This window comes from Gordonia amarae NBRC 15530, from assembly GCF_000241345.1.
GTDB classification, from domain to species: domain Bacteria; phylum Actinomycetota; class Actinomycetes; order Mycobacteriales; family Mycobacteriaceae; genus Gordonia; species Gordonia amarae.
Window position 1 is genome coordinate 29,446 of record NZ_BAED01000021.1, and the last position, 23,345, is coordinate 52,790.

The 23,345-nt window shown below is 66.8% G+C and carries 21 protein-coding genes; 6 read left to right on the plus strand and 15 right to left on the minus strand.

Going from position 1 to position 23,345, the window contains the following annotated elements:
- Positions 1-7 precede the first annotated feature (7 nt).
- The gene (locus tag GOAMR_RS06665) at positions 8-1,033 is read left to right on the plus strand and encodes an alcohol dehydrogenase catalytic domain-containing protein (RefSeq protein ID WP_005184551.1); all 1,026 of its coding nucleotides are present in this window, start codon (positions 8-10) and stop codon (positions 1,031-1,033) included.
- A gap of 73 nt (positions 1,034-1,106) precedes the next feature.
- Here the strand turns inward: GOAMR_RS06665 and GOAMR_RS23540 are convergent, their stop codons facing one another.
- Both GOAMR_RS23540 and GOAMR_RS06675 read right to left on the minus strand, forming a co-directional pair.
- Complete coding sequence (locus GOAMR_RS23540) at positions 1,107-1,754, minus strand: helix-turn-helix domain-containing protein (RefSeq protein WP_005184552.1); 648 nt, start codon at positions 1,752-1,754, stop codon at positions 1,107-1,109.
- Positions 1,747-2,331 (minus strand): helix-turn-helix domain-containing protein, encoded by a 585-nt coding sequence (locus GOAMR_RS06675; protein WP_005184554.1) that lies wholly within the window; start codon positions 2,329-2,331, stop codon positions 1,747-1,749. Before GOAMR_RS06675 ends, GOAMR_RS23540 begins: the two co-directional genes overlap by 8 nt.
- Before the next feature lie 285 nt (positions 2,332-2,616).
- Here GOAMR_RS06675 and GOAMR_RS06680 point away from each other — a divergent pair, with 285 nt between their 5' ends.
- The 4 genes from GOAMR_RS06680 (at position 2,617) to GOAMR_RS06695 (ending at position 6,973) form a co-directional block, all read left to right on the plus strand.
- Positions 2,617-3,546: an alpha/beta hydrolase gene (locus GOAMR_RS06680; RefSeq protein WP_005184556.1), complete on the plus strand. Its 930-nt coding sequence runs from the start codon at positions 2,617-2,619 to the stop codon at positions 3,544-3,546.
- A 78-nt stretch (positions 3,547-3,624) separates the two neighbouring features.
- Positions 3,625-5,484 carry a flavin-containing monooxygenase gene (locus GOAMR_RS06685; RefSeq protein WP_005184558.1) on the plus strand — a complete coding sequence of 620 codons (1,860 nt, stop codon included), beginning with the start codon at positions 3,625-3,627 and terminating at the stop codon, positions 5,482-5,484.
- Between the two features lie 186 nt (positions 5,485-5,670).
- Complete coding sequence (locus GOAMR_RS06690; RefSeq protein ID WP_005184560.1) at positions 5,671-6,273, plus strand: Uma2 family endonuclease; 603 nt, start codon at positions 5,671-5,673, stop codon at positions 6,271-6,273.
- 85 nt (positions 6,274-6,358) lie between these two features.
- The gene (locus GOAMR_RS06695; RefSeq protein WP_005184561.1) at positions 6,359-6,973 is read left to right on the plus strand and encodes a cysteine hydrolase family protein; all 615 of its coding nucleotides are present in this window, start codon (positions 6,359-6,361) and stop codon (positions 6,971-6,973) included.
- 7 nt (positions 6,974-6,980) lie between these two features.
- Here GOAMR_RS06695 and GOAMR_RS06700 read toward each other — a convergent pair whose 3' ends face one another.
- The 8 genes from GOAMR_RS06700 to GOAMR_RS06735 all read right to left on the minus strand — a co-directional run bounded on the left by GOAMR_RS06700 (position 6,981) and on the right by GOAMR_RS06735 (position 16,073).
- Positions 6,981-7,982, minus strand: a complete 1,002-nt coding sequence (locus tag GOAMR_RS06700) for an NADP-dependent oxidoreductase (protein WP_005184562.1) — start codon at positions 7,980-7,982, stop codon at positions 6,981-6,983.
- Positions 7,983-8,063: 81 nt separating this feature from the next.
- Positions 8,064-9,083 carry an alcohol dehydrogenase catalytic domain-containing protein gene (locus tag GOAMR_RS06705; protein ID WP_005184563.1) on the minus strand — a complete coding sequence of 340 codons (1,020 nt, stop codon included), beginning with the start codon at positions 9,081-9,083 and terminating at the stop codon, positions 8,064-8,066.
- A gap of 260 nt (positions 9,084-9,343) precedes the next feature.
- Positions 9,344-9,646, minus strand: coding sequence for a hypothetical protein (locus GOAMR_RS06710; protein ID WP_005184564.1), 303 nt, complete (start codon positions 9,644-9,646; stop codon positions 9,344-9,346).
- A 27-nt stretch (positions 9,647-9,673) separates the two neighbouring features.
- On the minus strand, positions 9,674-11,185 hold the full coding sequence (locus GOAMR_RS06715) for a class I adenylate-forming enzyme family protein (RefSeq protein ID WP_005184565.1): 1,512 nt from the start codon (positions 11,183-11,185) through the stop codon (positions 9,674-9,676).
- 86 nt (positions 11,186-11,271) lie between these two features.
- Positions 11,272-12,798 carry an aldehyde dehydrogenase family protein gene (locus tag GOAMR_RS06720; protein WP_005184566.1) on the minus strand — a complete coding sequence of 509 codons (1,527 nt, stop codon included), beginning with the start codon at positions 12,796-12,798 and terminating at the stop codon, positions 11,272-11,274.
- The gene (locus GOAMR_RS06725) at positions 12,795-13,604 is read right to left on the minus strand and encodes an NAD(P)-dependent oxidoreductase (RefSeq protein WP_040514586.1); all 810 of its coding nucleotides are present in this window, start codon (positions 13,602-13,604) and stop codon (positions 12,795-12,797) included. The genes GOAMR_RS06720 and GOAMR_RS06725 overlap by 4 nt, the downstream gene beginning before the upstream one ends.
- 45 nt (positions 13,605-13,649) lie before the next feature.
- Positions 13,650-14,498, minus strand: coding sequence for a mycofactocin-coupled SDR family oxidoreductase (locus GOAMR_RS06730; protein ID WP_005184569.1), 849 nt, complete (start codon positions 14,496-14,498; stop codon positions 13,650-13,652).
- A gap of 48 nt (positions 14,499-14,546) precedes the next feature.
- Positions 14,547-16,073 (minus strand): aldehyde dehydrogenase family protein, encoded by a 1,527-nt coding sequence (locus GOAMR_RS06735; RefSeq protein ID WP_040514567.1) that lies wholly within the window; start codon positions 16,071-16,073, stop codon positions 14,547-14,549.
- A gap of 198 nt (positions 16,074-16,271) precedes the next feature.
- Between GOAMR_RS06735 and GOAMR_RS06740 the strand changes: the two genes are divergently transcribed.
- Positions 16,272-17,492 (plus strand): CaiB/BaiF CoA transferase family protein, encoded by a 1,221-nt coding sequence (locus tag GOAMR_RS06740; RefSeq protein ID WP_005184573.1) that lies wholly within the window; start codon positions 16,272-16,274, stop codon positions 17,490-17,492.
- A gap of 171 nt (positions 17,493-17,663) precedes the next feature.
- On the opposite strand, the gene GOAMR_RS06745 is transcribed toward GOAMR_RS06740, so the two are convergent.
- From GOAMR_RS06745 to GOAMR_RS06765, 5 genes are all read right to left on the minus strand, one after another.
- Positions 17,664-18,806, minus strand: a complete 1,143-nt coding sequence (locus GOAMR_RS06745; RefSeq protein WP_005184575.1) for an Rv3169 family protein — start codon at positions 18,804-18,806, stop codon at positions 17,664-17,666.
- Between the two features lie 2 nt (positions 18,807-18,808).
- Complete coding sequence (locus GOAMR_RS06750) at positions 18,809-19,951, minus strand: phosphotransferase family protein (protein WP_005184578.1); 1,143 nt, start codon at positions 19,949-19,951, stop codon at positions 18,809-18,811.
- Positions 19,952-20,124: 173 nt separating this feature from the next.
- Positions 20,125-21,324 (minus strand): acyl-CoA dehydrogenase family protein, encoded by a 1,200-nt coding sequence (locus tag GOAMR_RS06755; RefSeq protein WP_005184580.1) that lies wholly within the window; start codon positions 21,322-21,324, stop codon positions 20,125-20,127.
- Between the two features lie 33 nt (positions 21,325-21,357).
- Positions 21,358-22,413 carry an acyl-CoA dehydrogenase family protein gene (locus GOAMR_RS06760; protein ID WP_005184583.1) on the minus strand — a complete coding sequence of 352 codons (1,056 nt, stop codon included), beginning with the start codon at positions 22,411-22,413 and terminating at the stop codon, positions 21,358-21,360.
- Positions 22,413-23,258 carry an amidohydrolase family protein gene (locus tag GOAMR_RS06765; protein ID WP_005184586.1) on the minus strand — a complete coding sequence of 282 codons (846 nt, stop codon included), beginning with the start codon at positions 23,256-23,258 and terminating at the stop codon, positions 22,413-22,415. The genes GOAMR_RS06760 and GOAMR_RS06765 overlap by 1 nt, the downstream gene beginning before the upstream one ends.
- Positions 23,259-23,345: the final 87 nt, after the last annotated feature.

Genomic DNA, 23,345 nt, shown 5'->3' on the forward strand with positions numbered 1-23,345 from the left:
GAGAACGATGAAGTCACTGATCGCCGAGGGTAGCGAGCTCACCCTGCAGGAAGTGCCCGACGCGGCCATCGAGAAGCCCACCGACGCGGTCGTCCGCATGGTCCTGGCATCGGTGTGCGGCAGTGATCACCACCTGCTGGAGTACAACATTCCCATGGCCTACCCGATCGGCCACGAGGCCATCGGTGAAGTTGTCGAGATCGGTTCGGATATCAGCGGACTCACCGTGGGCGACCGTGTTCTGCTGGCCGGCGACGTGGGCTGCGGCCGCTGCCAGCCGTGCCGGTCCGGCTCCATCAAGCGCTGCAAGAACGGTGAATTCGGCATCTACGGCTCGCCCGGACCGCTGGGCGGCTGCCAGTCGGAACTGATCCGCGTACCGTTCGCCGACTTCAACGCGCTCAAGATCCCCGAGGGCATCACCGATGAGCAGGCCCTCACGATCACCGACTGCCTGCCCACCGCATACACCGCGGTGGCGCGCGCGAACATCCGGCCCGGCGGCACCGCCGCGGTGATCGGCATCGGCCCGATCGGCCTGATCGCCGTGGAGGTGGCCTTCGCACTGGGCGCGGCCACCGTGTACGCGATCGATCTGCTCGACGACCGGCTGGCCAAGGCCAAGGAACTCGGTGCGATCGCACTCAAGCCGGAGGAAGCGCTGGAGAAGATCAAGGCCGACACCGGCGGCGACCTGGTCGATTCGGTCATCGAGGCTGTGGGCGCCAAGGCCACCGTCGACCTCGGATTCCAATTGACCGGCGCCAACCGGACTTTCAGCATCCTGGGCGCCGTACATGGCGTAGATGTCACGCTGCCGTTCGAGTCGGTGCTGCGCGGCATCACCGTGACCTGCGATCAGACCACCGAGATCCCGCTGTACTGGCCGGAACTGATCCCGCTGGTCCAGGCGGGCCGCCTGCACCCGGAGATCGTGTTCACCGACCGCTTCAAGCTCGATGACGTCAAGGCGGCGTACGAGAAGGCGCGCTCGCGTGAGCCCGGGACCATCAAGGTACTGATCGAGCCATGACCATTGCCGAGGAGTTCGATCGTCTCGGCGTGCTCGCCGCCCCGAATCCGTGACAGGCCCGCTTTCCCGCCGGTCAACCGGCGGGAAAGTAGGTGTCGAATCGGGCGGTCCCGGCTCCGCAGAGGATCGTCACCGCGGATTCGGCGCTCATGTTCCGGCGCAGGTGCGGGCGGCCGGCGTCGAACCGGATGAAGTCGCCCTCCGCGAGCTGATGAACCTCGTGATCGATGCGGTACTCGACATGCCCCGACAGGACGAACTCATATTGCCGGCCGGGTGCGGCGACGGACAACGTCCCGACGTCGTAACCGGGTGGCAGGGTCAGCAACACTCCGGCGATCCGGCTGTCGAGGCCGGGTACAAGGAGTTCGACTGTGGCGCTTGAGATGTCACCTTCACGACGGATCGTCAACCGGGATCCGTTGACGTCCTTGACCCGGTCGGCCCGTGAGGTCCGGAACAGGGCCGACACGTCCACACCCAGCGCCCTCGCGATGGCCGAGAGCGTCCCGAACGACGGGTTGCCACTGCCGTTCTCCAGCCGCGAGAGCAGACCGATGCTGACACCGCTCGCCGCCGCCAGCTGCACCAGGGTGAGGCGGTCACGGCGCAGTTCGCGAACCCGTCCGCCGATGTGGCGGATATGGGCGCGGAGCAGTTCCGCGGTCGGATCGCCTTCGGTCGCCGCATCGTCCTTCGATGCGCGGGTGTCATCACTCATTCATCAATCCACCCGTCCGGAACATCTGCACGGTCTTGACGACGGTGTCCCCGATCACCCTGTTGCGGTGCGGAAACCCCACCAGCAGAGCATCTCCCGGACCGAGGACATGCACCTGACCGTCCTTCTCGATCTCCATCGTCCCGTCGATGACGTAGTAGAGCAGGTCGCCATCGATGCTGCGGTCGGCGTCGCGGACCTCGCCGGGCTGTTCCTCGCAGTAGGTGACGCTCATCTCGCTGTTCATCGTCGGGAGTATCAACTCGATGTTGTACGGGGTGGTCGCCGAGCTGAACGGTCGCCGCTCATGCGCCCGCACCACCACCGTCTGATCCGCGGTCTCGGGTTCGATCACGTCGTCGAGGTCGTATCCCAGCGCCGTCACCATCCGCAGCAGGCTCTCCACAGAGGGGTTGCCGGTGCCGTTCTCGATGCGGCTGATCTGCCCGACGCTGACGCCGGACTTCTCGGCGAATGCCTCGACACTGAGCATCGCCCTGCGGCTGGTGCGGATCTTTCCCCCGATCGCGCGGAGCTGATCCGCGTCCGACTCGGGCATCCGCTGTCCGCGAACCATGTCTTCTACCCTCCAGATGCGCCGGCTGCGTCCAACGCCTCGTCAGGTTACCCGTCCGCCGTCGGCGAGGTGCCGCAATCGCGGGCGACTTCCATCGTTGACAACGAATTTCACTCGTGATGTACTCGATGTAGGAGTAGCGCAGATCACAGCCGCGCCATGATGTCAGGTCATCCCAGATATCAGGTCACCCGGTTCACCTAAGCCGGCCCGGCCCGCCCGATCTATCCCAGTTGAGCCGCGGCTCAGCCCATCCGACATGCCCGCCGACCAGGAGCCATGCCCATGCCGCTCGATCCAGACGCCCAGGCCATAGCCGACGCCGTCGCGCAGATGCCCGCCCTCCACGAGTTGGGTCTCGAAGGGGCACGTGAGCTCACCAAACTCGCCGATTTCCCCGCCGAGACCGAGATCACCGACGTCCGCGAGATCACCGTCCCCACCCCCGCCGGGGACCTCCCGGCCCGCGTCTACCATCCGAACCCCCGTGCGGCACTACCGATCCTGCTGTATATGCACGGTGGCGGGTGGGCCACCGGCGGCCTGTGGACCGCGGACGAGACCTGCCGCAGGCTCGCCGCGCAGGGCTCGTGCGTGGTGGTCAACCTCGACTACCGGCTGGCCCCGGAACACAAGTTCCCGGCGCCCTTCGAGGACGCCTACAACGCGGCGACATGGCTGAGCGAGCACGGCGACGAGATCGGCGGCGATCGGACCCGGCTCGCACTCGGCGGCGACAGCGCCGGCGCGAACCTCTCGGCCGCGGTCGCCATCCACGCCCGCGACCACGACGGCCCGGCGATCACTGCCCTGCTGCTGGCCTACCCGTCCGCCGAGTACGCGGTGGAGCGCCCGTCCTGGATCGAGTGCGCGGACGCGCCGATGCTGTGCACCAAGGACGTGCTGTGGTTCTGGGATTTCTACCTCCGCGACGAGGCCGACCGCACCGATCCGCGGGCCACCCCGGCCAATGCCGAGTCGCTGGCGGGCCTGCCGTCCGCTTTCGTGCTGACCGCGGAGACCGACCCACTGCGTGATGACGGCGAGGCCTTCGCCGCCGCGATGCAGGCGGCCGGCAATCATGTGGTCGTCAAGCGCTACCCAGGTGTCTTCCACGGATTCTTCACCATGCCGATGCTCACGCGATCGAAGACGGCGGTCGGTGACGCCGCCCGGTTCCTCAGCCGGCGCTTCGCCACCCGCGATCCCGCCTGAGCCGTTCCAGTTGCCGGCCCGAGGGCCGTACCCGCGACTTCCCCAGCCCTATCACCGATTTCCTTCAGGAGAACCCACATGTCCAAGGTCATGGATGCCCTGGCACCCACGCTGCCGTTCGACCACGACGCCATTCGCGAGAAGTACCAGGCCGAACGCGACAAGCGTGTTCGCACCGATGGTGAAGCCCAGTTCAACGCCGTCGATGTCAGCGGCGAGTACGCCGAATACCTCACCCACGACCCGTTCGCGCCCCAACCCGAACCGCGCGAGGCGCTGACCGACACCATCGAGGTGGCCATCGTCGGTGGCGGCTGGGTCGGCCTGATGCTCGGCGCCCGGCTCACCCAGCAGGGTGTCACCGATTTCCGGATCATCGACTCGGCAGCCGATTTCGGCGGTACCTGGTACTGGAACCGGTATCCGGGCGCACACTGCGACATCGAGTCGTACTCGTATCTGCCGTTGCTCGATGAAACCGGTTACGTTCCCCGCGAACGGTACGCGAGTGCACCCGAGATCTTCGAGCACGCCCAGCGCATCGGCAAGCATTTCGACCTGTACGGCAAGGCCGTGTTCCAGACCTGGGTGACCGAGGCCCGTTGGGACGAGGATGCCCGTCTGTGGACGGTGGAAACCAATCGCGGGGACAAGATGCGGGCCAAGTATCTCGCTCTGGCCACCGGACCGGCGAGCCGCCCGCGCCTGCCCGGCATCCCGGGTATCCACGACTACCAGGGCCCCTCCTTCCACACCTGCCGCTGGGACTACTCGGTCACCGGTGGCGCGCCGGGTGAACCGATGACCGACCTCGCCGACAAGAAGGTCGCGGTCATCGGCACCGGCTCCACCGGCATCCAGGCCATTCCCCGTCTGGCCCAGGATGCGGGCCACCTCTACGTCTTTCAGCGCACACCGTCGTCGGTGGACTTCCGCAACAACCGGCCGACCGACCCCGAATGGGCGGCCACCCTCGAACCCGGGTGGCAGAAACGCCGCATGGATGCGTTCAACGCCGCGATGCTCGGTGCCGGACCCATCGACGGCCCCGAAGGCGACTTCACCGACGACGGCTGGATGCGGCCCATCCAGTCGGTGACCGGGCTCGCCGCGCAGCTCGACGACCCCGCGGTACTGGGTGAGCCGGGCGAACTCGACGACCTGATCGACCTGTCCGATGACCAGACGATGGAACGGATCCGCGCCCGCGTCGATTCCGACATCACCGATCCGGCGGTCCGCGACAAGCTCAAGGCCTGGTACAAGCAGTTCTGCAAGCGCCCCACCTTCAGCGACGAGTACCTGCCGACGTTCAACCGCGACAACGTGACTCTCGTGGATGTGGCCGAGAGCAAGGGCATCGACCGGATCGATGCGACCGGTATCGTCGCCAATGGCGAACACTACGACGTCGACCTGATCGTGTATGCCAGCGGTTTCGAGATCACCAGTGATTTCAAGCGCCGCATGGGCATCCCCGTGTTCGGCTCGGACGGTCAGTCGCTGTACGACCACTGGGGCGACGGTATGCGTGCGTTCCAGTCGCATTCCACGTACGGCTTCCCGAATATGTTCATCGTCGGCGGCCTGTTCCCGTTCGGTTTCGGCGCCAACTACTGTTCCAGCGTCGACGATATCTCCGGGCACGTGGCCTACATCATCGCCGAGGCCGACAAGCGCGGCGCATCGCGGGTGGAGGTGACGCAAGAGACCGAGAACGGCTGGGTGCAGACCCAGGTCGATTCCGACGGCGGCATCGCCAAGAACCTCGGCGGTGCCGAAACATCCTGCACCCCTGGCTATTACAACCAGGAAGGCGCAGAGGTAAAGTCCCGCAACTGGAAGCAGGAACAGTATTGGGGCACGGTCATCGAGTTCGGCCGGCTCCTGCAGGACTGGCGCACCGACGGCAAGCTCGAAGGCTTCAACCTGCGGTAACGCACCCGAGTCCGCTCAGCAGTCGAGCCCGTCGGCCCGCTATCGGTCTTCGGGCTTGACTGCTGTCACGACGCCGCGCTCGGTGGAACGCGGCCCCGGACGTAAGCCCCACATGTCTGACAGTCTTGGCTACACTGGCGGCCAGGTTCTCGGAATCAAGACCCACCCCGGCCGGAGGTGATCGATATGTCAACGCTCCCCTCGGACCAGGTCGGCATCTTCCCCGTCCCGCGGTCGGGCAGGTGGACTGCGGCCGATCTCGACCACCTGCCGGACAACGGACTCCGCTACGAGGTGCTCAATGGTCAGCTCATCGTGAACGCCGCCCCCAAGCCCCGGCATCAATGGGTGATCAAGTGGCTGGAACGAGCACTCGACGACGCTGCGCCGGACGATCACTACGTACTCGCCGGCATCGGCGTCCTGATCGGCGACGACGAACCGATCCCGGACCTGACCGTCGCACGCGGCGCCGTCCCCATGGATGACCGGGGTGTCCCCGTGGCCGACGTCGCTCTCGTCGTCGAGGTGGTCGCATCATCGACGACATTGCAGGACCGGATGGTCAAACCTGCGTTCTACGCGGCGGCCGGGATCCCGAACTACTGGCGCATCGAGATCAACCCGTTCAAGGGCCGGTTTCGGGCCGAGCGTCTTCCGGTTCTGTTCGCGTACGCCCTCGATGACTCCGGCGAGTACCAACTGGCCCACCGCGTACCCGCCGATCAGCTCGTAACCTTGCGATCACCCTTCGCGTTCACCGTGGACACCGCCTCCTGGCTGCGTTGACCGCTATGGTCAAACCCCGGTGACCTGGGGATTGTGAGATTGTTGCCATAACAGTATGGCTTCTGCCGACCGAAACGGAGCACCCGTGGCCCGCCCCCTCGCCGAACTCGTCCGTCCCGCGCACACCGCGATCGTCACCCAGGAATGCCAGGAGGCGGTGGTGGGAACCAACGCGGGACTGGCCGCGCTCGCCGAGGAAGCCCAGCGGGAGGCGATCCCCAATATCGCGCGGCTGCTTCCGGTGGCGCGTGCCGCGGGCGTCAGCGTCATCCACTGCGTGGTGACCCGGCGCGCCGACGGCCGCGGCTCCAACCACAACGCCGCACTGTTCGCCTACGGCGCCAAGACCTTGTCCGCCGAACCCGGCAGCCACGGCGCGTCGGTGGTGCCGGAGCTCGGCCCCGAACGGTCGGATCTGGTGCTCACCCGGCTGCACGGACTCGGCCCGATGTGTGGCACCGACCTCGACTCGGTTCTCCGCAACCTGGGTGTGACAACGATTGTCCCCGTGGGTGTTTCACTGAACGTGGCGATCCCGAACTTCGTGATGGACGCCGTCAACAAGTCCTACGACGTGGTGCTCCCCGGTGACGGAGTCGCCGGCATCCCCACCGACTACGGGCAGGCCGTCCTCAAGAACACGCTCTCGCTGCTGAGTACCGTCGTCACCACAGACGACCTGATCGAGATCTGGAGCTGACCGGCTCTCAGACCTTCAGGACGAGTTTGCCGGTGTTGACGCCGGCGTACAGACCTAGGAGGGCGTCGGGGAAGGCCGCCACACCGCCGTCGATGACGGTTTCGCGGGCGACGAGGCGGCCGTCGGCGATCATCTCCGAGATGGCGGCAACGGCCTCGGGGAAGCGGTCCTCGTAGTCGAAGACGACGAAGCCGGTCATCGTCGCGCGGAACACCAGCAGCGACATGTAGCGCTTGGGTCCGGGAGCGAGGGTCTCGTCGTTGTAGCCGGCGACGGCGCCGCAGATGACGACGCGGGCGCCGCGCCGCAGGTTGGCCAGGGCGGCGTCGAGGATGTCGCCGCCGACATTGTCGAAGTAGACGTCGATGCCCTTGGGTGCGATCTCGCGCAGCCGTCGCAGGACGTTCTCGCTCTTGTAGTCGATCGCCTCGTCGAGGCCGATCTCCTTGAGCCAGGCCACTTTATCGGGTCCGCCGGCGATGCCGATGACACGGCAGCCCTCGGCCTTGGCGAGCTGCGCGACGACACTGCCCACCGCCCCGGCCGCAGCCGACACCAGCACCGTCTCCCCCGCCTTGATCCGGCCCACGTCGTGTAGCCCGAAATAGGCGGTCATGCCCGTCATCCCCAGGGCACCGAGCCAGGTCGGGGCCGCTGCGACGCCGAGGTCGATCGTGGTGACGCCGGTGCCATCGCTGAGTGCGTATTCCACCACCCCGAAGGTTCCGGCGACGGCGTCGCCGACCGCGAAATCGGGATGCCGCGACGCCACGACGCTGCCGGTGCACATGGCGCGCATCGCCTCGCCGATCTGGACGGGCGGGATGTAGGAGCGGACATCGTTGAGCCAGCCGCGCATCGCCGGGTCGAGGGAGATGTGGTCGACCTTGACGACGAACTGACCCTCTCCCGGTTCGGGCACCTCGACGGTCACCGCACTCCACGTGCCGGCATCCGGGTAGCCGGTGGGACGGCTGGCGAGATGGACTTCGTTCGACGACCACGACATCGGGGTGCCTCCTGTGGGACGGTTGGGTTCCCTCGCACGCTATCCCTACCTGAATTCAGATTCAAGTAGGGGTGGTGCGGCCTACCGCCCGGGCTGGACCAGCACCTTCACGTCCCGGCTGGTACCCGCGCCCAGCTCACGGAGTGCGGCGTCGACCCCGTCGAGGCCGATGACCGAGGTGATCAGCGCCGACGAGTTGATGCGGCCCGCGGCCAGGGAGTCGAGGGCCTCGGTGAAGTCACGACGGCTGTACGCGGTGGAGCCGATGATCGTGAGTTCGTTGACGGTCACCACCATCGGCAGGAGCTCGGCCGGTTCGATCGCGATACCGAGGATCACGATCGTGCCGGAATAGGCGAGGACGCTCAGCGCCTGCCCGAGCACCGTGGAATTGCCGGTACAGTCGAGCACCGCCCGTACCGGACCGGCCAGCCCGGCCGCTGCCGCACACAGATCCTCGGGCGCGGTCACCACCACCCCGAAGGTCTGAGCGAACACCCGACGATCCGTATTCGGTTCCACCACAAGGATGTCGGTGATGCCCCGTGAGTGCAGCGCCTCGACCACCAACAGCCCGATCGGTCCGGCGCCCATCACCACCACGCTGTCACCGGCGGCGACGCCGGACCGCCACACACCGCGCACCGCCACCGCCAACGGCTCGGTGAGCGCGGCGGTCCGCAGGTCGAGACCGTCCGGGACGGCGAACAACATCGACGCCGGTACCACCACCGAATCCGCCAGGGCGCCGGGACGCCCCAGACCGGGCCCCTGGGTGAGGCCGGCGATGCACACACCGTCGAGTTCGGGGTTTCGGCAGGCGAAGCACTCGCCGCAGTCCTCGATCGGCAGGATCACCACCCGGTCACCGGCCGACCAGCCGTCGACCCCGGGACCGACCTCGCCGACGGTGCCCGTGAATTCGTGCCCGAGCACATGCCCGCTCATCGGTTCGGGGGTGTCGAAGAACAGGTGCAGATCCGAGCCGCACACACCGCAGTAGGCGACGTCGATCCGCACTTCGCCGTCGCCCAGCGGCGCGTCGCCTACGGACCGGACAGATACCGATCGCCCGTCGCCGATAACAGCCGCTTTGCTCATCTCACACCTTTCAACAACTTCGGCTCAATTCCGTCGTCGGTCGAGGTGCGAGATCGCGCGCCTCGAACCAACCCACCGCCGGTTGAGGTGCGAACTCGCGAGCCTCGAAACCTGCCCACCGCCGGTTGAGGTGCGAGCTCGCGAGCCTCGAAACCTGGTGAGACGACAATGTTCATCTCACTGGGTTTCGAGGCTCGTCGCGTGCGCTCCTCACACCTCAACCGGCGACATGGATGCTCAACCGGCGAGATGGAGGCGGTTCAGTCGCTGGAGGGGAGGGCTTTGGATTCTTTGAAGACCAGCACTGTGTCGCCTACGGACAGCGAGCCCTTGCCGGCCTTGGTGACCAGCACCTCGGCACCGTCGGCGTCGACGTAGCGCTTGCCGAGGACCGTGCCGTCGGCGAATGCGTCGCTCAGGGTGGCTGCGGGGTCCCTGTCGCCACCGACGGCCACCATCGGCACACCGCCGCAGCGCAGGTCGTCGAGGCTGTCGGCGGCGGCGATGACGATCACCTGGGTGTCGCACACCTGGCTCTCGAATCGGGTTCCGTTTTTCACCATTGGCTTACTCCTAGTACTTGTGAGCTGTTATTCGGCCGCAGCGGGGGTCAATTCATCGACCAGCACGCGACGGAGGATCTTTCCTGTTGCGGTGGAGGGCAATTCGTCGCGGAACACCACATGATCGGGGGTGCGGGAACCGCGCAGCCTGGTGCGGGCGAAGTCCCGCACCGCCTCGGCGTCCAGATCGGCGTCGGTGACACCGTCCTCGCGCACGACGACCGCGACGATCGCCTGTCCCCATTCAGGATCGGGCACACCGACCGCCACCACGTCGCGGATTCGCGGATGCTCCACGAGCACGTCCTCGACTTCGGCGGGGGCGATGTTCTCGCCGCCACGGATGATGGTGTCGTCGGAGCGGCCGCCGATGAACAGGTAGCCGTCGGCGTCGATGCTGGCGACATCCTTGGTGGGGAACCAGCCCTCGGCGTCGAGGACCGACCCGATGCCGGTGTACTTGCCCGACACCTGCGGCCCGCGGATGAACAGTTCGCCGGTCCCGTCAGCGCCGAGTACTGTGCCGTCGGCGTCCCGGATCTGCAGTTCGATACCGGGCACCGCGCGGCCCACCGAGCCGAGCCTGCGGGCAATCGCCGGATCGTCCGAGACATACGCCTCACGATGGTCGTCGGGGCCGAGAACCGCGATGGTGGAACTGGTTTCAGTGAGACCATAGGCGTTGACCAGACCGACATGACCGAGCAGGTCAAGGGTCCGGCGCACCAGCGGCTGCGGCACCTTGGAGCCGCCGTAGGCGAGGTTGCGCAGCGTCGGCAGCTCCACCGGTTCCTTCTCGTAGGCGGCGATGATGCGGTCGAGCATCGTCGGCACCACCGTCGCGTTGGTGACGCCCTCGTCATGGACGAGTTGCAGCCAGGCCGCCGGGTCGAAGCGCTGCAGGTAGATGGCGCGGCGACCCGCGTACAGGTTCGACAGCGCCGCGCTCACACCGGCGATGTGGTACGGCGGTACACAGATCAGGGCGGCGTCGGCGGGGTCGGCGGAGGCGAAGTCGACGGTGCCCATCACGTAGCTGGTGAGGTTGGCGTGGGTGATCTCCACGGCCTTCGGCTTGGAGGTGGTGCCGGAGGTGAACAGCACCACGGCCAGCGCGTCGGGGTCCGCATCCCCGGCCGGGGCCTGCGCATCCGCCGCGGCTTCCACATCCAGGAACTGCGCCGAGTCCAGCACCGTAACCCCGGCCTGGGCGGCGACGGCCTTGTACTCGGCATCGGCGATGACCACGGCACCGGGCAGCCGCTCGATGAGTTCCACCAGGGCGTCGGTGGTGAGCCGGTAGTTCAGCGGCGCGAACGGCACCCCGGCCCGCGCCGACGCGAACAACAGCACCGGCATCGCGGCACCGCCGGTGCCCACATACGCGACGCACTGCGCGCCCGACTCGGTGATCCGGGCGGCACCCTTGTTGACCAGGGCGTCGACCTGTCCCAGCGTAAGCCGCAGGTCGCCGTCGACGATCGCTTCCTTGTCCGGGTCCATCGACACCGGCATTTCCAGCAATATGGCAATACTCATGACATTTCCCTACCCGCAAGCCTGTGTGATGCCCACGTCGATGACATACGCATATGACTTGAACGACTAAGCACGTTCTCTCTATCTCATACCATGCGCAAGCGTTTCCGGACACGCCTGCGCTCACGCAGCAGCATGAGGTCCATTCCCTTGCGTGTCGCGGTCCCGAACGGCGGAACCGCGCTTGACGTGGTGATTCTCATCGGCGCGTCGGTGCCGACCACCGACCTGAAGTGCGAGAGCCGGTCGAACCCGGCCTTACCGTGGTACGCGCCCATGCCGCTGTTGCCGACGCCGCCGAAAGGGGCATCCGAGGGCAGCATGTGGATGCCGAACTCGTTGCGCGCGACACCACCGCTGCGGGTGCGGCGCACAAAGTCCCGGAAGTCCGCGGTGTCCGGGCCGAACCAGTACGCGACCAACGGCGCCGGCTGCTCATCGAGCGCGGCGATGACCTCAGTGATATGGGCGTAGGTGTGCACGCCCAGGACCGGCCCGAAGATCTCCTCATGCGCGATCGTCATCTCGTCGGTGATACCGGTAATCAGCGTCGGCGCGACCTTCCGGGTCTCGGGGCCGGGCTCGCGCTGATGCTCCGGCGCGATCACCCTGATCGAGGCGCCCTTGTCCCGGGCATCGTCCACCAGAGAGACGACGCGGCGATAGTTGGCGTCGTTGACGCAGGAGGGATAGTCGGGATTGTCGGTGACGGTCGGGAAATTCTTGCGCAGCGCCTTCGCCGCCGACGTCACAAAGGCATCGAGCGATTCGACCGGCACATACACCTGATCGGGACAGACGCACACCTGACCGCCGTTGACCATGCGGCCCAAGGCGATCCGCTGTGCGGCCTCGTCGAGGTCGGCATCACGCGAGACGACCACCGGGTTCTTGCCGCCGAGTTCGAGGGTGACCGGAACCAGATTCGCGGCGGCCGCGGCCTGGATCCGCTTGCCCACTCCCGGTGAGCCGGTGAAGAAGATGTGATCGAACGGCAACTGGGAGAACGCGGTGGCCACCGGCAGGTCCCCGGTCACCACGGTCAGCTCGGCCGGATCGAAATACTTGGCCGCCAAGGACTTCAAGGTCTCGGCGGTATTCGGGGTGATCTCCGACATCTTGATCATCACCCGATTGCCGGCGGCGAACGCCGCCGCGGTCGGCATGATCGCCAGGTGCAGCGGGAAGTTCCACGGCCCGATCACCCCCACCACACCGAGCGGGGAGGGCACCACCTCGGCGCTGAGCCGGGTCAGCCTGCTGCCCCGCAACATCTTTCGTGTCCGCATCCACTTCTTGAGATTCTTGCGGGTGTGCTCGATGTTCGAGAGCATGCCGACGACCTCGGTCGACAACGTCGCCGTGCGCGACTTGGAACCGAAGTCCGCCACGATCGCGGCGACGAGTTCATCGCTGTTGTCCAGCACCAGTGCCAGCAGCCGGTCGATGCGGTTGCGGCGCACCGCAACCGACGGCATCGGGTCGGCCCGATGCGCCGCCCGCTGCACGTCGAGCAGTTCCCGCAACGATTCCGCCGCATCCCCCGTCGCTGCGCTCGCCGGGTCCGGGACAGCGACCCCGGACCCTGCGGTGCTGATGTGTGAGACGGTCACGACAGGTCCAGCGGCCCGCCGTCGACCACGTCCTTGAGCCACCCCACGTCAACGCCCGAGTCGGCGGCGGCCAGCGCCGCGGCTTTCACGTCCTTTCGCAGGAACGGACCGGCCGCCTTGGTGAACCTCTCCGGCCCACCGGTGCCCTTGACCGCGCCGAGCGCGTAGCTGCGTCCGCTGCAATGCTGCAGCGCGTTCAGCAGATCCTCCTGCTCGATGCCGAGCTTGGCGCCGAGTTCCACAGCCGCGGCGGCGAGTTGGGCGTTGGCGGCGAACAGGATGTTGTTGACCAGTTTGAGGTTGAGCGCGGTACCGAGTTCGCCGGTGCGGATGACCTCCTTGGAGTAGGCCGCCACCACCGCCTCGGCCGGCTTCACGGCGGTTTCCGGGCCACCCAGCAGCACGGTCAGCACACCGTTGGCAATATCCTTGGCGGAGCCGCTGATCGGGCCGTCGACGATCGCCGGACCGTCCGGGTACTGATCCACCAGACGCTGCAGGGTGCTGACGTTGCCCGTGGTGTGCGAGACCACCACGCCGCCGGGCTTCATGTTCGCCATGAAACCGTCCGGACCCTCGGCGATCTCGGCAAGCTGGACATCGGAGAACAGGCACAGGATCAGCACATCGGCGCGGGCGGCTGCCTCGGCCACCGAATCGACGATGGTCGCACCTTCGGCACCCAACTTCTCGCGGACCTCGGGGCGGCGGGCGTAGAGCACCACCTGCTTGCCGGCGGCAACCAGACGCTGCACCATCGGCTCACCCATCTGCCCGGCGCCTACGAAACCAATCACTTCACTCATCGTCATTTATTCCTTCTGCAACAAGTGCTTTCGCGTACGGGTCGGTCAGCCCTTCCAGGGAACGGTCTTGGCGAAACCACCGGCGTCGATTCGCACCTGCATACCGGTGATGTAGCGGGCGTCGTCGCTCGCGAGGAACACCACCACGTTGGACACATCCTGCGGCTCGATGAACGGCACCTTCATCGAGTGCATCATCGGGAACACCGGCTTGACGTCGTCGAGGGTGGGGCTTTCCAGGTCGGGACGGAACACGGAGTACATGCCCTCGTTGTGCAGCATGTCGGTGTTGCAGTTGGTGGGGTGTACCGCGTTGATGCGGATTCCCTTGGGGCCGAGGTGGATTGACAGGTCGTTGACGTACCGGGCAACGATCTGTTTGGCCAGGCTGTACGCCGATCCGCCGGGGCCCTGGTTACCGGTGCTGCCGAGCATCGCGGCCAGCGATCCGGTGGCGATGATGGAGGCGCCCTCGGACAGATGCGGCAGGCTGCCCTGCACCAGGTTGAACACACCCGACAGGTCGGTGTCGAGGGTGTCCGACCACGACTGCAGTGTCTGCTTCTTGCCCATCGGGCAGATGCCGGCGTTGGCGACGACGATGTCGAGGCGGCCGAGCTCGCGCACGCCCTCGGCGATGGCGTCCCAGGTCTGCGAACGCTCGCGGACGTCGGCCTCGATGGCGTACGCCTTCACGCCCTCCTTCTCCACGAGATTCACGGTCTCGTCGAGATCCTCACGGCGCGAGAGCGGATAGTTGTTGCCCTCCAGGTCTTTACAGATGTCGATCAGGATGACGCTGGCGCCTTCCTTGGCGAGGCTGACCGCGTGCGAGCGGCCCTGGCCGCGGGCCGCGCCACTGACGACGGCGACCTTGTTGTCGAGCTTTCCCATGGCTGTGTTGATCCTTCGCTGAAAGGGGTTTCCTGTTGAACTGAGTGCTTACGCCCGGTACGCGATGGTTCGCGTCTCCAGGTACTGCTCGAAACCTTCGATGCCGCACTGGCGTCCGATACCGCTGGCGCCGAACCCGCCGAACGGGGCGTCGGCCGAATAGAACATGCCGCCGTTGACGCCGATCGAGCCGGTGCGGATCCGGTTGGCAACGGCCAGACCACGATCCAGATCACCGGAGAGGACCGCGCCGGCCAGGCCGAACGGGGTGCTGTTGGCGATGGTGACGGCCTCGTCGTCGGTGTCGAACGGGATGATCACCAGGACCGGCCCGAAGACTTCCTCCTGGGCGATCGCCGAGTCGGGGCCGACCCCGGCAATCGCGGTCGGCTGCACGAAGTGGCCGTCGGCCAGGTGCTCGGGAAGGTTCTCCGGCACTCCACCGCCGACGATGACGTCGCCGCCCGCCTCACGGGCCTCGGCGATCATCGACAGCACCTTGTCCTTGGCCTTGGCGGTGATCAGCGGGCCGGTCAGCACTCCCGGGTCGGCCGGGTCGCCGACGGGAGCCATACTGAAGCCGGCCTTCACCGAGGCGACCGCGGTGTCGTACAGCGAACGGTGCACCAGCAGCCGGGCGTTGATGGCGCAGCCCTGGCCGGCGTGCTGGCAGGTACCCATCGCGCCCATCACGATCTTGCTGGGATCGGCGTCATCGAGGACGATGAGCGCCGATTTGCCGCCGAGTTCGAGGAACACGCGCTTGAACGAGTCGGCACCCTCACGCATGAGGTGTTTGCCGACCGCGGTGGAGCCGGTGAAGGAGATCAGGTCGACGCGCGGGTCGCTCGCGAGGATGCCGGCGACGTCGTTGTCGGGGGTGGTGACCACGTTGACCACACCGGCGGGGAAGTCGGTCTTCTCCGCGATCAGCCTGCCCAGCCGCAGACCGGTCCACGGCGCGTTGGGATCCGGCTTGAGCACGACGGTGTTGCCGGCGGCGAGGGCGGGCCCGAGCTTGTTGAGGATGACCTCGATCGGATAGTTCGACGGCGTGATGGCCGCGACCACCCCGACGGCCTCCTTGACGACCTTGCGGATGTTCTTCGGTCCGAACAGCCCGCCGCCGTCGAGGGTGCGTTCCCATCCGAACTCGTCGATCAGCCGGATCGGGTAGTTCAGCGCCTCCCGCAGGGGCCAGTCCAATTGCGCGTTGCGCGTGGCCATGTCGGGAGAACCGACCTCGGCGATGATCTCCTCGCGGAGGTCCTCCTTCTCCGATTCGATGGCGGCCTGCAACTGCGTCAGGCACCGCTTGCGCAGTTCCTTGTCCGACGACCAGTCCGTCTCGTCGAAGGCGCGGCGAGCCGCGGCGATGGCGGCTCGCATGTCGTCGGCGGTGGCCGCGGCGGCCTCGCCGAGGACGAGCCCGGTGGCGGGGCTGACGTTGGGGTAGGTGGCGCCGCCGGTGGCCTCGACCAGTGCGCCGTCGATCAGCAGACGCCGTTCGGCGCGTTCGGCGGCCCTGCGGCCCAGTTCGACGCTCGTCGGAGTCACGACTTCCGTTTCACTCACGTACTTCCCTCTCCCGGCGGGTAACCGGTTGTGTATCGACACGCGGTCGGATCGACGGTAGGTCCAGCCCGATCAACGCGTTTACCTGTACGAACTGGCAGATCCAGAGATATTGGCGACCCTGTCGGGATAGCCAACTGTAACTGCTACAGTATGTACTTTACAAACGTTTGGGAAGCCCGTGAAAGGAACCCGCACATGTCCGGTCTGCTCAGCGGAGTCAAAGTCGTCGAACTGGCCTCGTGGACGTACGTCCCCTGCGCCGGCGCCATGCTCGCCGACTGGGGTGCCGACGTCGTCAAGGTCGAGGACACCAAGGGCGGCGACCCGGCGCGGTACCTCGTCTCGGGCGGTCTGCGCCCGGAGGACTCCCGCGTCAACGCCAACGCGGTGATGGAGATCGGCAATCACGGCAAGCGCAGCCTCGCCATCGACATCAAGAGCGCCGACGGGCGGGAGATCTTCGGCAAGCTCCTCGCCCAGGCCGATGTGTTCCTCACCAACTGGCTGCCCGCGCAGCTCGAGCGCGCTCAGCTGACCGTCGACGACCTGCGCGCCTTCAACCCGGACATCATCATCGCCCGTGGCAGCGGCCAGGGCCAGCGTGGCCCGGACGCCAACCGTCCCGGCTTCGACGGCACCTCGTACACCGGCCGCGCCGGGGTCGCGTTCGCCCTCACCCCCGACGGTGTGGAGTTCCCGTTCGCACAGACCACCGCCTTCGGCGACCTGCAGGGCGGTTCGACCCTCGCCGGTGGTGTGGCCGCCGCGCTGTTCCACCGCGAACGGCACCGCCGCGCCCCCATCGTCGACGGTTCGCTGCTGGCGCAAGGACTCTGGTCGGTGGCGCCGGATATCGCGATCGCCGACTATTACGGCAACGACGGTGTACCCAAGTGGCAGGCAGGCGACGCCCCCAACCCGGTGGTCAACCGCTACAAGACCAAGGACGGCCGCTGGTTCCAGCTGATGTTCCTGCAGGCCGACCGCTACTGGGCCGACTTCTGCGTCCGCATCGGCCGTCCCGAACTGTCCGACGACGCCCGGTTCACCCCACTGGCCAACCTCACCGCCAACAAGTCCGAGGCCACCGCCCTGCTGCGCGAGGTCTTCGCCGAACGCGACCTCGCCGAGTGGTCCGAGATCTTCCAGGCCGAGACCGGCGCCTGGTGCACCCTCGCCTCGCCGCGGGAGGTCCCCGACGATCCGCAGGTCATCGAGAACGGCTACCTGCTGACCCTCACCGACGACAAGGGCGAGGAGTTCCGCACCGTCGCCGCCCCGATCCAGTTCGACGAGACCCCGCCGGAGCCGTCCCGCTCCCCCGGCCACGGCGAGCACACCGACGAGATCCTCACCGAACTCGGCTACGACTGGGACACCATCATCGACGCCAAGGTCTCCGGCGCGGTCCTGTAGGTACCCCCTCCGCACCAAGACCCCCGGCGCCAACCTGTGACGCTGGTTGAGGTGCGAGGAGCGCAGGCGACGAGCCTCGAAACCACGCAAGATGACAATGTCGTCTCACCGGGTTTCGAGGCTCCTCGCCTAGCGGCTCATCACACCTCAACCAGCCGGAGGCAGCGCCAATTATGGTGCGACGCTGAGCCAGTCGCTGAACCCCGACGGATCATGCCGGCCGAGGGCACCGTGCTCGAACAGGCCCCAGCCCTCACGGACGGTCCCGCCGGCCTCGGTGCATTCGGCCCGGCCCACGTGGTCGATGACCCCGAACGGAATCCGACCGGCGACGGCCGGGTCGGTCATGTCGTAATCGAGCCGGCGGGAGAACTTCTCGCCGAGCCACAGCCCGTGCGACCAGTCGGAGTCGCCGCCGTAACCGCCGCCGACGTGGATCGGCGCACCCAGCAACGAACTGATCTCGACCTTGAGCGGGCTGCCGTCCTGCGTGGTGGTCTCGACGGTCGCGCCAGTGGGAATCCTTGTGCCCGAACCATAGTGGACGGTAATCCGCGGCCAGCCGAGCTGCTCGACACGGCCGTCCTTCCACACCCGGGTGCAGTCGTTGAGCACCCGGAAGCCGTCCGGATCCTCCTGAATGATGAGCACGATCTGGAAGTCATCGAAGGCGAGTGGATAGTAGTTCCACCACATGCCCTCGAACGGCGGATCGGCCGGCCTGCCGGCGGGCTCGGGCTCACCGTTCGGCCGCACGCCCCACGAGCGGTCGCGGCTGCCGATCCACACGGCGGGGTCGACGGCGATCTCCTCACCGTCGATGGTGATCGACCCCGACCAGGTGCCGGTCTGGGCGAACCGCTGGGCGTCCAGGGTGACACGGGACCCGGCCCGCATCTTGTGGGTCTGTTCCTGCACCACGTCGAACAACCCGTTCCATTCCAGATCGACGGCGATGCCCTCTGTTTCGGCGACCGTCAGGTGCAGGCGCCGCATCGGTTCGGTGACGTCCATCCGGTAGTTGCCCACGTGCGGGTGGAGCCGGTCGTTGTCGATGGCGTCGCTGAACTGGACGGCGTGGGTGAACTCGCCCTTGTCGGTGCTGCGCCGGATCATGAAGAACGCGTCCTTCACCCCGAGGATCGGGTAGTAACCGATCCCGCTGATGAGGAAGATGTTGCCGGTCCGGTCGTGCGCGTTCAGATACGACCGGTCGTAGAAGTTTCGGTCGGAGGTGCCTGGCCACGCGACCGGTTGCGGCAGTTGGTGAATGGGGAACTCGTCGGCGGGGCCGAGTCCGTAGGGTGCGGGCATGATCAGGATTCCTCCGACAGCAGACGCTCGAGCAGGGGACGGTGGTAGAACAGTTCGGCTTCCATGTCTTTCGGCGCTTCCATCTCGCCGAAGTGGATGCGGCGGGCGCCGGTGCGCATGAACACCACGCACCATTGCAGGGCGGCGAAGATGTAGAACCAGCGCAGGTCGCCGACCTCGACGCCGGTCAGCTCCCGGTAGGTCTCCCGCACGTCTTCCTCACGGAACAGGTGCGGCATTCCCGGCATCTGGAGCATCTGCGCGATCTCCTCGAACACCATGTGCGCGAAGATCACCCATGCCACGTCGGTCTCGCGGGGACCGACCCGCGCCATCTCCCAGTCGAGGACCGCCACGGGCGCGAAGTCGTCGTACATGACGTTGCCGATGCGGGCGTCGCCCCAGGTCACCACCGGCTCGGCGGCCGCGACGTCGTCGGGGAAGTTGTCGCCCAGCCAGGCGATGGACCGTTCGATGAGCGGGGACCGGCCGAGGTCCCCGGCGGCGAATTCGTACCAGTCGACGAACCAGTCCAGGTGCCGGCGCAGCGCGGTGTCACCGGAGGGCAGGGTCTCGTTGAGGAACCCGCAGGTGGTGGGCGCGTCGGCGATCGAGTGGATGCCGGCGATCGCCTTGATCGTCGAATCCTGCAGTGCGCGTTGCTGTTCCCGTGGCGCGTCGAACAGCCAGTTGTTGCCGCAGGTGTAGGGCAGCACGTCGGGCGGCACGATGCCCGAGCATTCCTCCATGATGAAGAACGGCGCGCCGAGCACGTCGCCGGTGGGTTCGAGGGCCACCACCTTGGGCACCGGGACGTCGGTGAGTTCACCGACGAGCCGGATCACCTCGTATTGATGGTCGAGCCGGTACTGCCGGAACACCGGCACATCGTTCGCGGCCGGCGCCATCCGCAGGATCCATCTCGCGTCGGGCAGGTCGTCGTCGGGCCAGCTCGCCTGCACCGCTATGGTCTCCGACGACATCCCGTTGGCCTCCGACGCCCCGGCTGCGGTGATCACCGGGGGTGCCTGAGAGGGGATCACCGACGGCAGCCACGCCGCCAGTTTTGTGGCCAGAACCGCACTGTCCCGGCTGGAGACCTGCATGTGGAAGTCGTCTGCCGTGGGATCGTTCACCGTGGTCATGTGACCACGATGCCACAAATACGGTGCGATTCATCACGTTATTCGATACTTACTCCCCGGTAAGTACGAATCACGCCACCTCAGCCCGGTCCCGCAATCGAAAAATGCTCCCGCGTATCGGTTATTGCGAAAACCGATACGCGGGAGCAAATTTGCGACGCGGGACCGGATACCTACGAGGTGGCGGGCGCCTTGGGTGCGGCGTAGACCGGCTTGCCCAGGCCCAGGATGTACTGGGCGATCATGTTGCGGAACACCTCCAGCGTGCCGCCGTAGATGCCGGTGAGCGGCGACCACCGGTACACGTATTCGGCGCGGCTCAGGTCGGCGCCCGGCTCATCGATCGGCAGCACCGAGGTCGGGCCGGCGATGTCCATCAGCACCGGCGACACGTCACGCATCGCCTGCGCGAGCGCCACCCGGCCGAACATGTGCGGCGAGGCGAGCGCGGCCTCCACCTTGGCCAACGACTGCCCCAGACGCACCGACACGAGGGGATCGTCGATGCGGCGGGTGCCGTCCGGGCCTTCCTTCGCGGCCTCGGCGACGACGGCGTCGGCGGCCTTCGCGATGTACATGCCCTGATGCTGCAGGATCGACACGTCGTCGAGGCCGTCGATCACGGCGTCGACCACACCGTGCTCCTTGTTGAGCGGCTCGCGGACCACGGTCCAGCCCTCGTTGACCTCGCCGAGCCGGTACTTGTCGGAGATGCGCACATCGCTGTAGTAGACGATGTTGGTGCGGTCGCCGTCGACCGTCCACAGCGGCTGAATCTCCACGCCCGGGGTGTCGAGCGGCACCAGGAACATGGTGAGGCTCTTGTGTTTACGGGCATCCGGATCGGTGTTGGTGATCAGGAAGCAGTACTGGCAGTTGTGGGCGCCGGTGGTGAACATCTTGGAACCGTTGATGACCCAGTCGTCACCGTCGCGGACCGCGCGGGTCTTACAGGTGGCCACGTCCGAACCGCCCTCGGGTTCGGTGTAGCCCAGGCACATGCGGATGTCGCCGTCGTAGATACCCTGCAGAACCTCATCGCGCAGTTCGGGTTTGGCGAACATCGCCACCGAGTGCGCGATCAGGACCGTGGTTCCCCAGGTGACCCAGGGAAACTCGGCCTTGCGCCGTTCCAGATGCCAGATCCGGGACTCCACTCGCGAAAAGCCTCCCTCCCAGCCTTCCGCGCCCTTGATCTCCTTTTCCAGCCAGCCCTTTTCGGCCAGCGCGCGGTGCACACCGATGTCGAAGTTGTCGCCGGTGTCGCGGTCGTGTTTGCGCACCTCGTCGGTGACGTAGGTGTCGAGGAACTCGCGCACCTCGGCCTGAAACGCCTTTTCGTCTTCGGTGAGTTCGACTTTCGAGAAATCCATGATCTTGACGTCCTCTTCTTACAGGTCTGGCGCTCAGGCGGAGGCTGCGGTGTCGCGGGCGGCGGCGAGCTGCGCGACGCGCACCGCGGCGCGGGCGGGGTCGCCACCGGCGAGCGGCCAGCCACGGGCGCGGGTCAGGTACGCGGTCGACGCGGCCTCGGTGGACACGCCGAGACCACCCTGGGTGTGCACCGCGACGATCGCCGCCTTCGGCGCTTCCTCGGTCATGTACACGTAAGCGGCACTGGCCAGTTCGGGCCGCGTCTCGGGCTCGTTGTCCAGGAACCAGGCGGCCTTGCGGCCGAGCTGACGACCGCTCTCGACGGTGATGGCGATATTGGCGAGCGGATGGGAAATGCCCTGCAGCGACGCGATCGGCACCCCGAGCGTGTACCGGTTGACGGCGAACTCGGCGGCGATCCGCATGGTCGCCTCCAGCAGACCCACCAGCGCCGACGCGGTCAGCAGCCGCCATTCGTCGACGGCCAGCTCGAATGCCTTGACGGCCTCGGGCCCGCTCGCGATCGCGGTGCGCGAGTCGGCGGCGGCCGGATCGACCCACGCCATCGGCAGCTTCCCGAGATTCTCGACGTGGGCCGGTTTGTCCGAGAAGGACAGGCGCACAACGTCATCGCCGTCGCCGATGAGGATCTCGTCGGCGATCGCCGCCTGCGACACCAGGCGCTTGCCGGCGGTGCCACCGCTTCCGGCGGCGTCCAGGGCCAGGATCCGCGAGCCGGAGATGATCTCCTCGTCACCGGCGAGCGCGCCGAGCCGGGCGAGCAGCCGCGCCGACACCACGTGATCGATCCACGGCACCGGCGCGAGTGAACGGCCCACCTCCTCGGCGATGAGGGTGAGGTCGACCAGCGTCGCACCGTCGCCGCCCTCGGCCTCGCTGACCGCCATCGACGTGGCGCCCGTGGCGATGAGCTGCTTCCACAGCGCCTCGTCGAAACCGGTCGCCTCGGCCGCCCGCACCGCGTCGATGGTGCTGTGCGCCTGGAAGAGCTTGGCGAACGCCGTCTGCAGGTCGGTGTGGTCGGTGGTGAGGCTGTAGTCTTCGCGACGGAGTTCGTAGCGATCCATCACTGCTCCTGTTCGTGGGTGGTGGCGGCGAAGAAGAACTCTTGCGCGTTGTTGTACAGATAGTTGTCGAGCACCTGCTCGGGCAGATCGAGTGCCTCGGCCTCGGGGATCAGTCTGCGCTGGGCCAGCACCGGCCAGTCCGAGCCGAAGATGACCTTGTTCGGCCCGCGGGTGCGCATGTAATGCAGCAGACTCTCGGGCAGGCGTTTGGGCGACCACGCCGACGTCATCAGCCGCAGATTCGGGTACTTGATGAGCATCCGGATCGCCACATCCCACCACGGATCGGCACCGTGGATCATGCACAATTTGAGCTCGGGGAACCGCACGCAGACACGGTCGAGGTGAATCGGGTTCTGCACCTCACCGGGAATCGGCGGTCCGGGGATGCCGGTGTTGACACAGAGCGGCAGGTCGAGCTCGGCGCACTTGGCGTACAGCGGGTAGTAGACCGCGTCGCTCGGCGGGTACTGGCCGTCGCCCCAGAAGCTCGGGCCGACGGTGGCGTAGCTGACGGGCAGGTCGGCGGCCATCGCGGTCAGTTCGCGCAGGTGGGCGACCGGCCGTAGCAGGTTGAAACCGCCGATCGACATCGAGAACCTGTCCGGATGTGCCTCGACGAACTTGGCGACCGTGGTGGACGGCTTGGACAGCGAGTTCATCAGGATCGCCTTGCGCACGCCCTGCTCGTCCATCTCATCGAGCAGCTGATCCAGGTCGACCGGTTCATACATCGACCCCGCGCCCTTGAAGTAGTTGTCGCGCACAGCCAGCATCCAGTCGGGCTGCTGCACGGTCTCGCCGAAGTGGACGTTGACGAGACAGTCGATAACGTTGCGGGGCACCGATTCTCCGAATCCTCAGATATGCACGTGATTGCCGGCCGACGGCTCACGGAAGCCACCGACCACCCTGCGATCTCCTATACTGTA

What these genes read in the sequence shown, in the direction of transcription:
- GOAMR_RS06665 (WP_005184551.1), top strand. Translation starts at nt 8, where the DNA reads ATGAAGTCACTGATCGCCGAGGGTAGCGAGCTCACCCTGCAGGAAGTG.
- GOAMR_RS23540 (WP_005184552.1), bottom strand. Translation starts at nt 1,754, where the DNA reads ATGAGTGATGACACCCGCGCATCGAAGGACGATGCGGCGACCGAAGGC.
- GOAMR_RS06675 (WP_005184554.1), bottom strand. Translation starts at nt 2,331, where the DNA reads ATGGTTCGCGGACAGCGGATGCCCGAGTCGGACGCGGATCAGCTCCGC.
- GOAMR_RS06680 (WP_005184556.1), top strand. Translation starts at nt 2,617, where the DNA reads ATGCCGCTCGATCCAGACGCCCAGGCCATAGCCGACGCCGTCGCGCAG.
- GOAMR_RS06685 (WP_005184558.1), top strand. Translation starts at nt 3,625, where the DNA reads ATGTCCAAGGTCATGGATGCCCTGGCACCCACGCTGCCGTTCGACCAC.
- GOAMR_RS06690 (WP_005184560.1), top strand. Translation starts at nt 5,671, where the DNA reads ATGTCAACGCTCCCCTCGGACCAGGTCGGCATCTTCCCCGTCCCGCGG.
- GOAMR_RS06700 (WP_005184562.1), bottom strand. Translation starts at nt 7,982, where the DNA reads ATGTCGTGGTCGTCGAACGAAGTCCATCTCGCCAGCCGTCCCACCGGC.
- GOAMR_RS06705 (WP_005184563.1), bottom strand. Translation starts at nt 9,083, where the DNA reads ATGAGCAAAGCGGCTGTTATCGGCGACGGGCGATCGGTATCTGTCCGG.
- GOAMR_RS06710 (WP_005184564.1), bottom strand. Translation starts at nt 9,646, where the DNA reads ATGGTGAAAAACGGAACCCGATTCGAGAGCCAGGTGTGCGACACCCAG.
- GOAMR_RS06715 (WP_005184565.1), bottom strand. Translation starts at nt 11,185, where the DNA reads ATGAGTATTGCCATATTGCTGGAAATGCCGGTGTCGATGGACCCGGAC.
- GOAMR_RS06725 (WP_040514586.1), bottom strand. Translation starts at nt 13,604, where the DNA reads ATGAGTGAAGTGATTGGTTTCGTAGGCGCCGGGCAGATGGGTGAGCCG.
- GOAMR_RS06730 (WP_005184569.1), bottom strand. Translation starts at nt 14,498, where the DNA reads ATGGGAAAGCTCGACAACAAGGTCGCCGTCGTCAGTGGCGCGGCCCGC.
- GOAMR_RS06740 (WP_005184573.1), top strand. Translation starts at nt 16,272, where the DNA reads ATGTCCGGTCTGCTCAGCGGAGTCAAAGTCGTCGAACTGGCCTCGTGG.
- GOAMR_RS06745 (WP_005184575.1), bottom strand. Translation starts at nt 18,806, where the DNA reads ATGCCCGCACCCTACGGACTCGGCCCCGCCGACGAGTTCCCCATTCAC.
- GOAMR_RS06750 (WP_005184578.1), bottom strand. Translation starts at nt 19,951, where the DNA reads ATGACCACGGTGAACGATCCCACGGCAGACGACTTCCACATGCAGGTC.
- GOAMR_RS06755 (WP_005184580.1), bottom strand. Translation starts at nt 21,324, where the DNA reads ATGGATTTCTCGAAAGTCGAACTCACCGAAGACGAAAAGGCGTTTCAG.
- GOAMR_RS06760 (WP_005184583.1), bottom strand. Translation starts at nt 22,413, where the DNA reads ATGGATCGCTACGAACTCCGTCGCGAAGACTACAGCCTCACCACCGAC.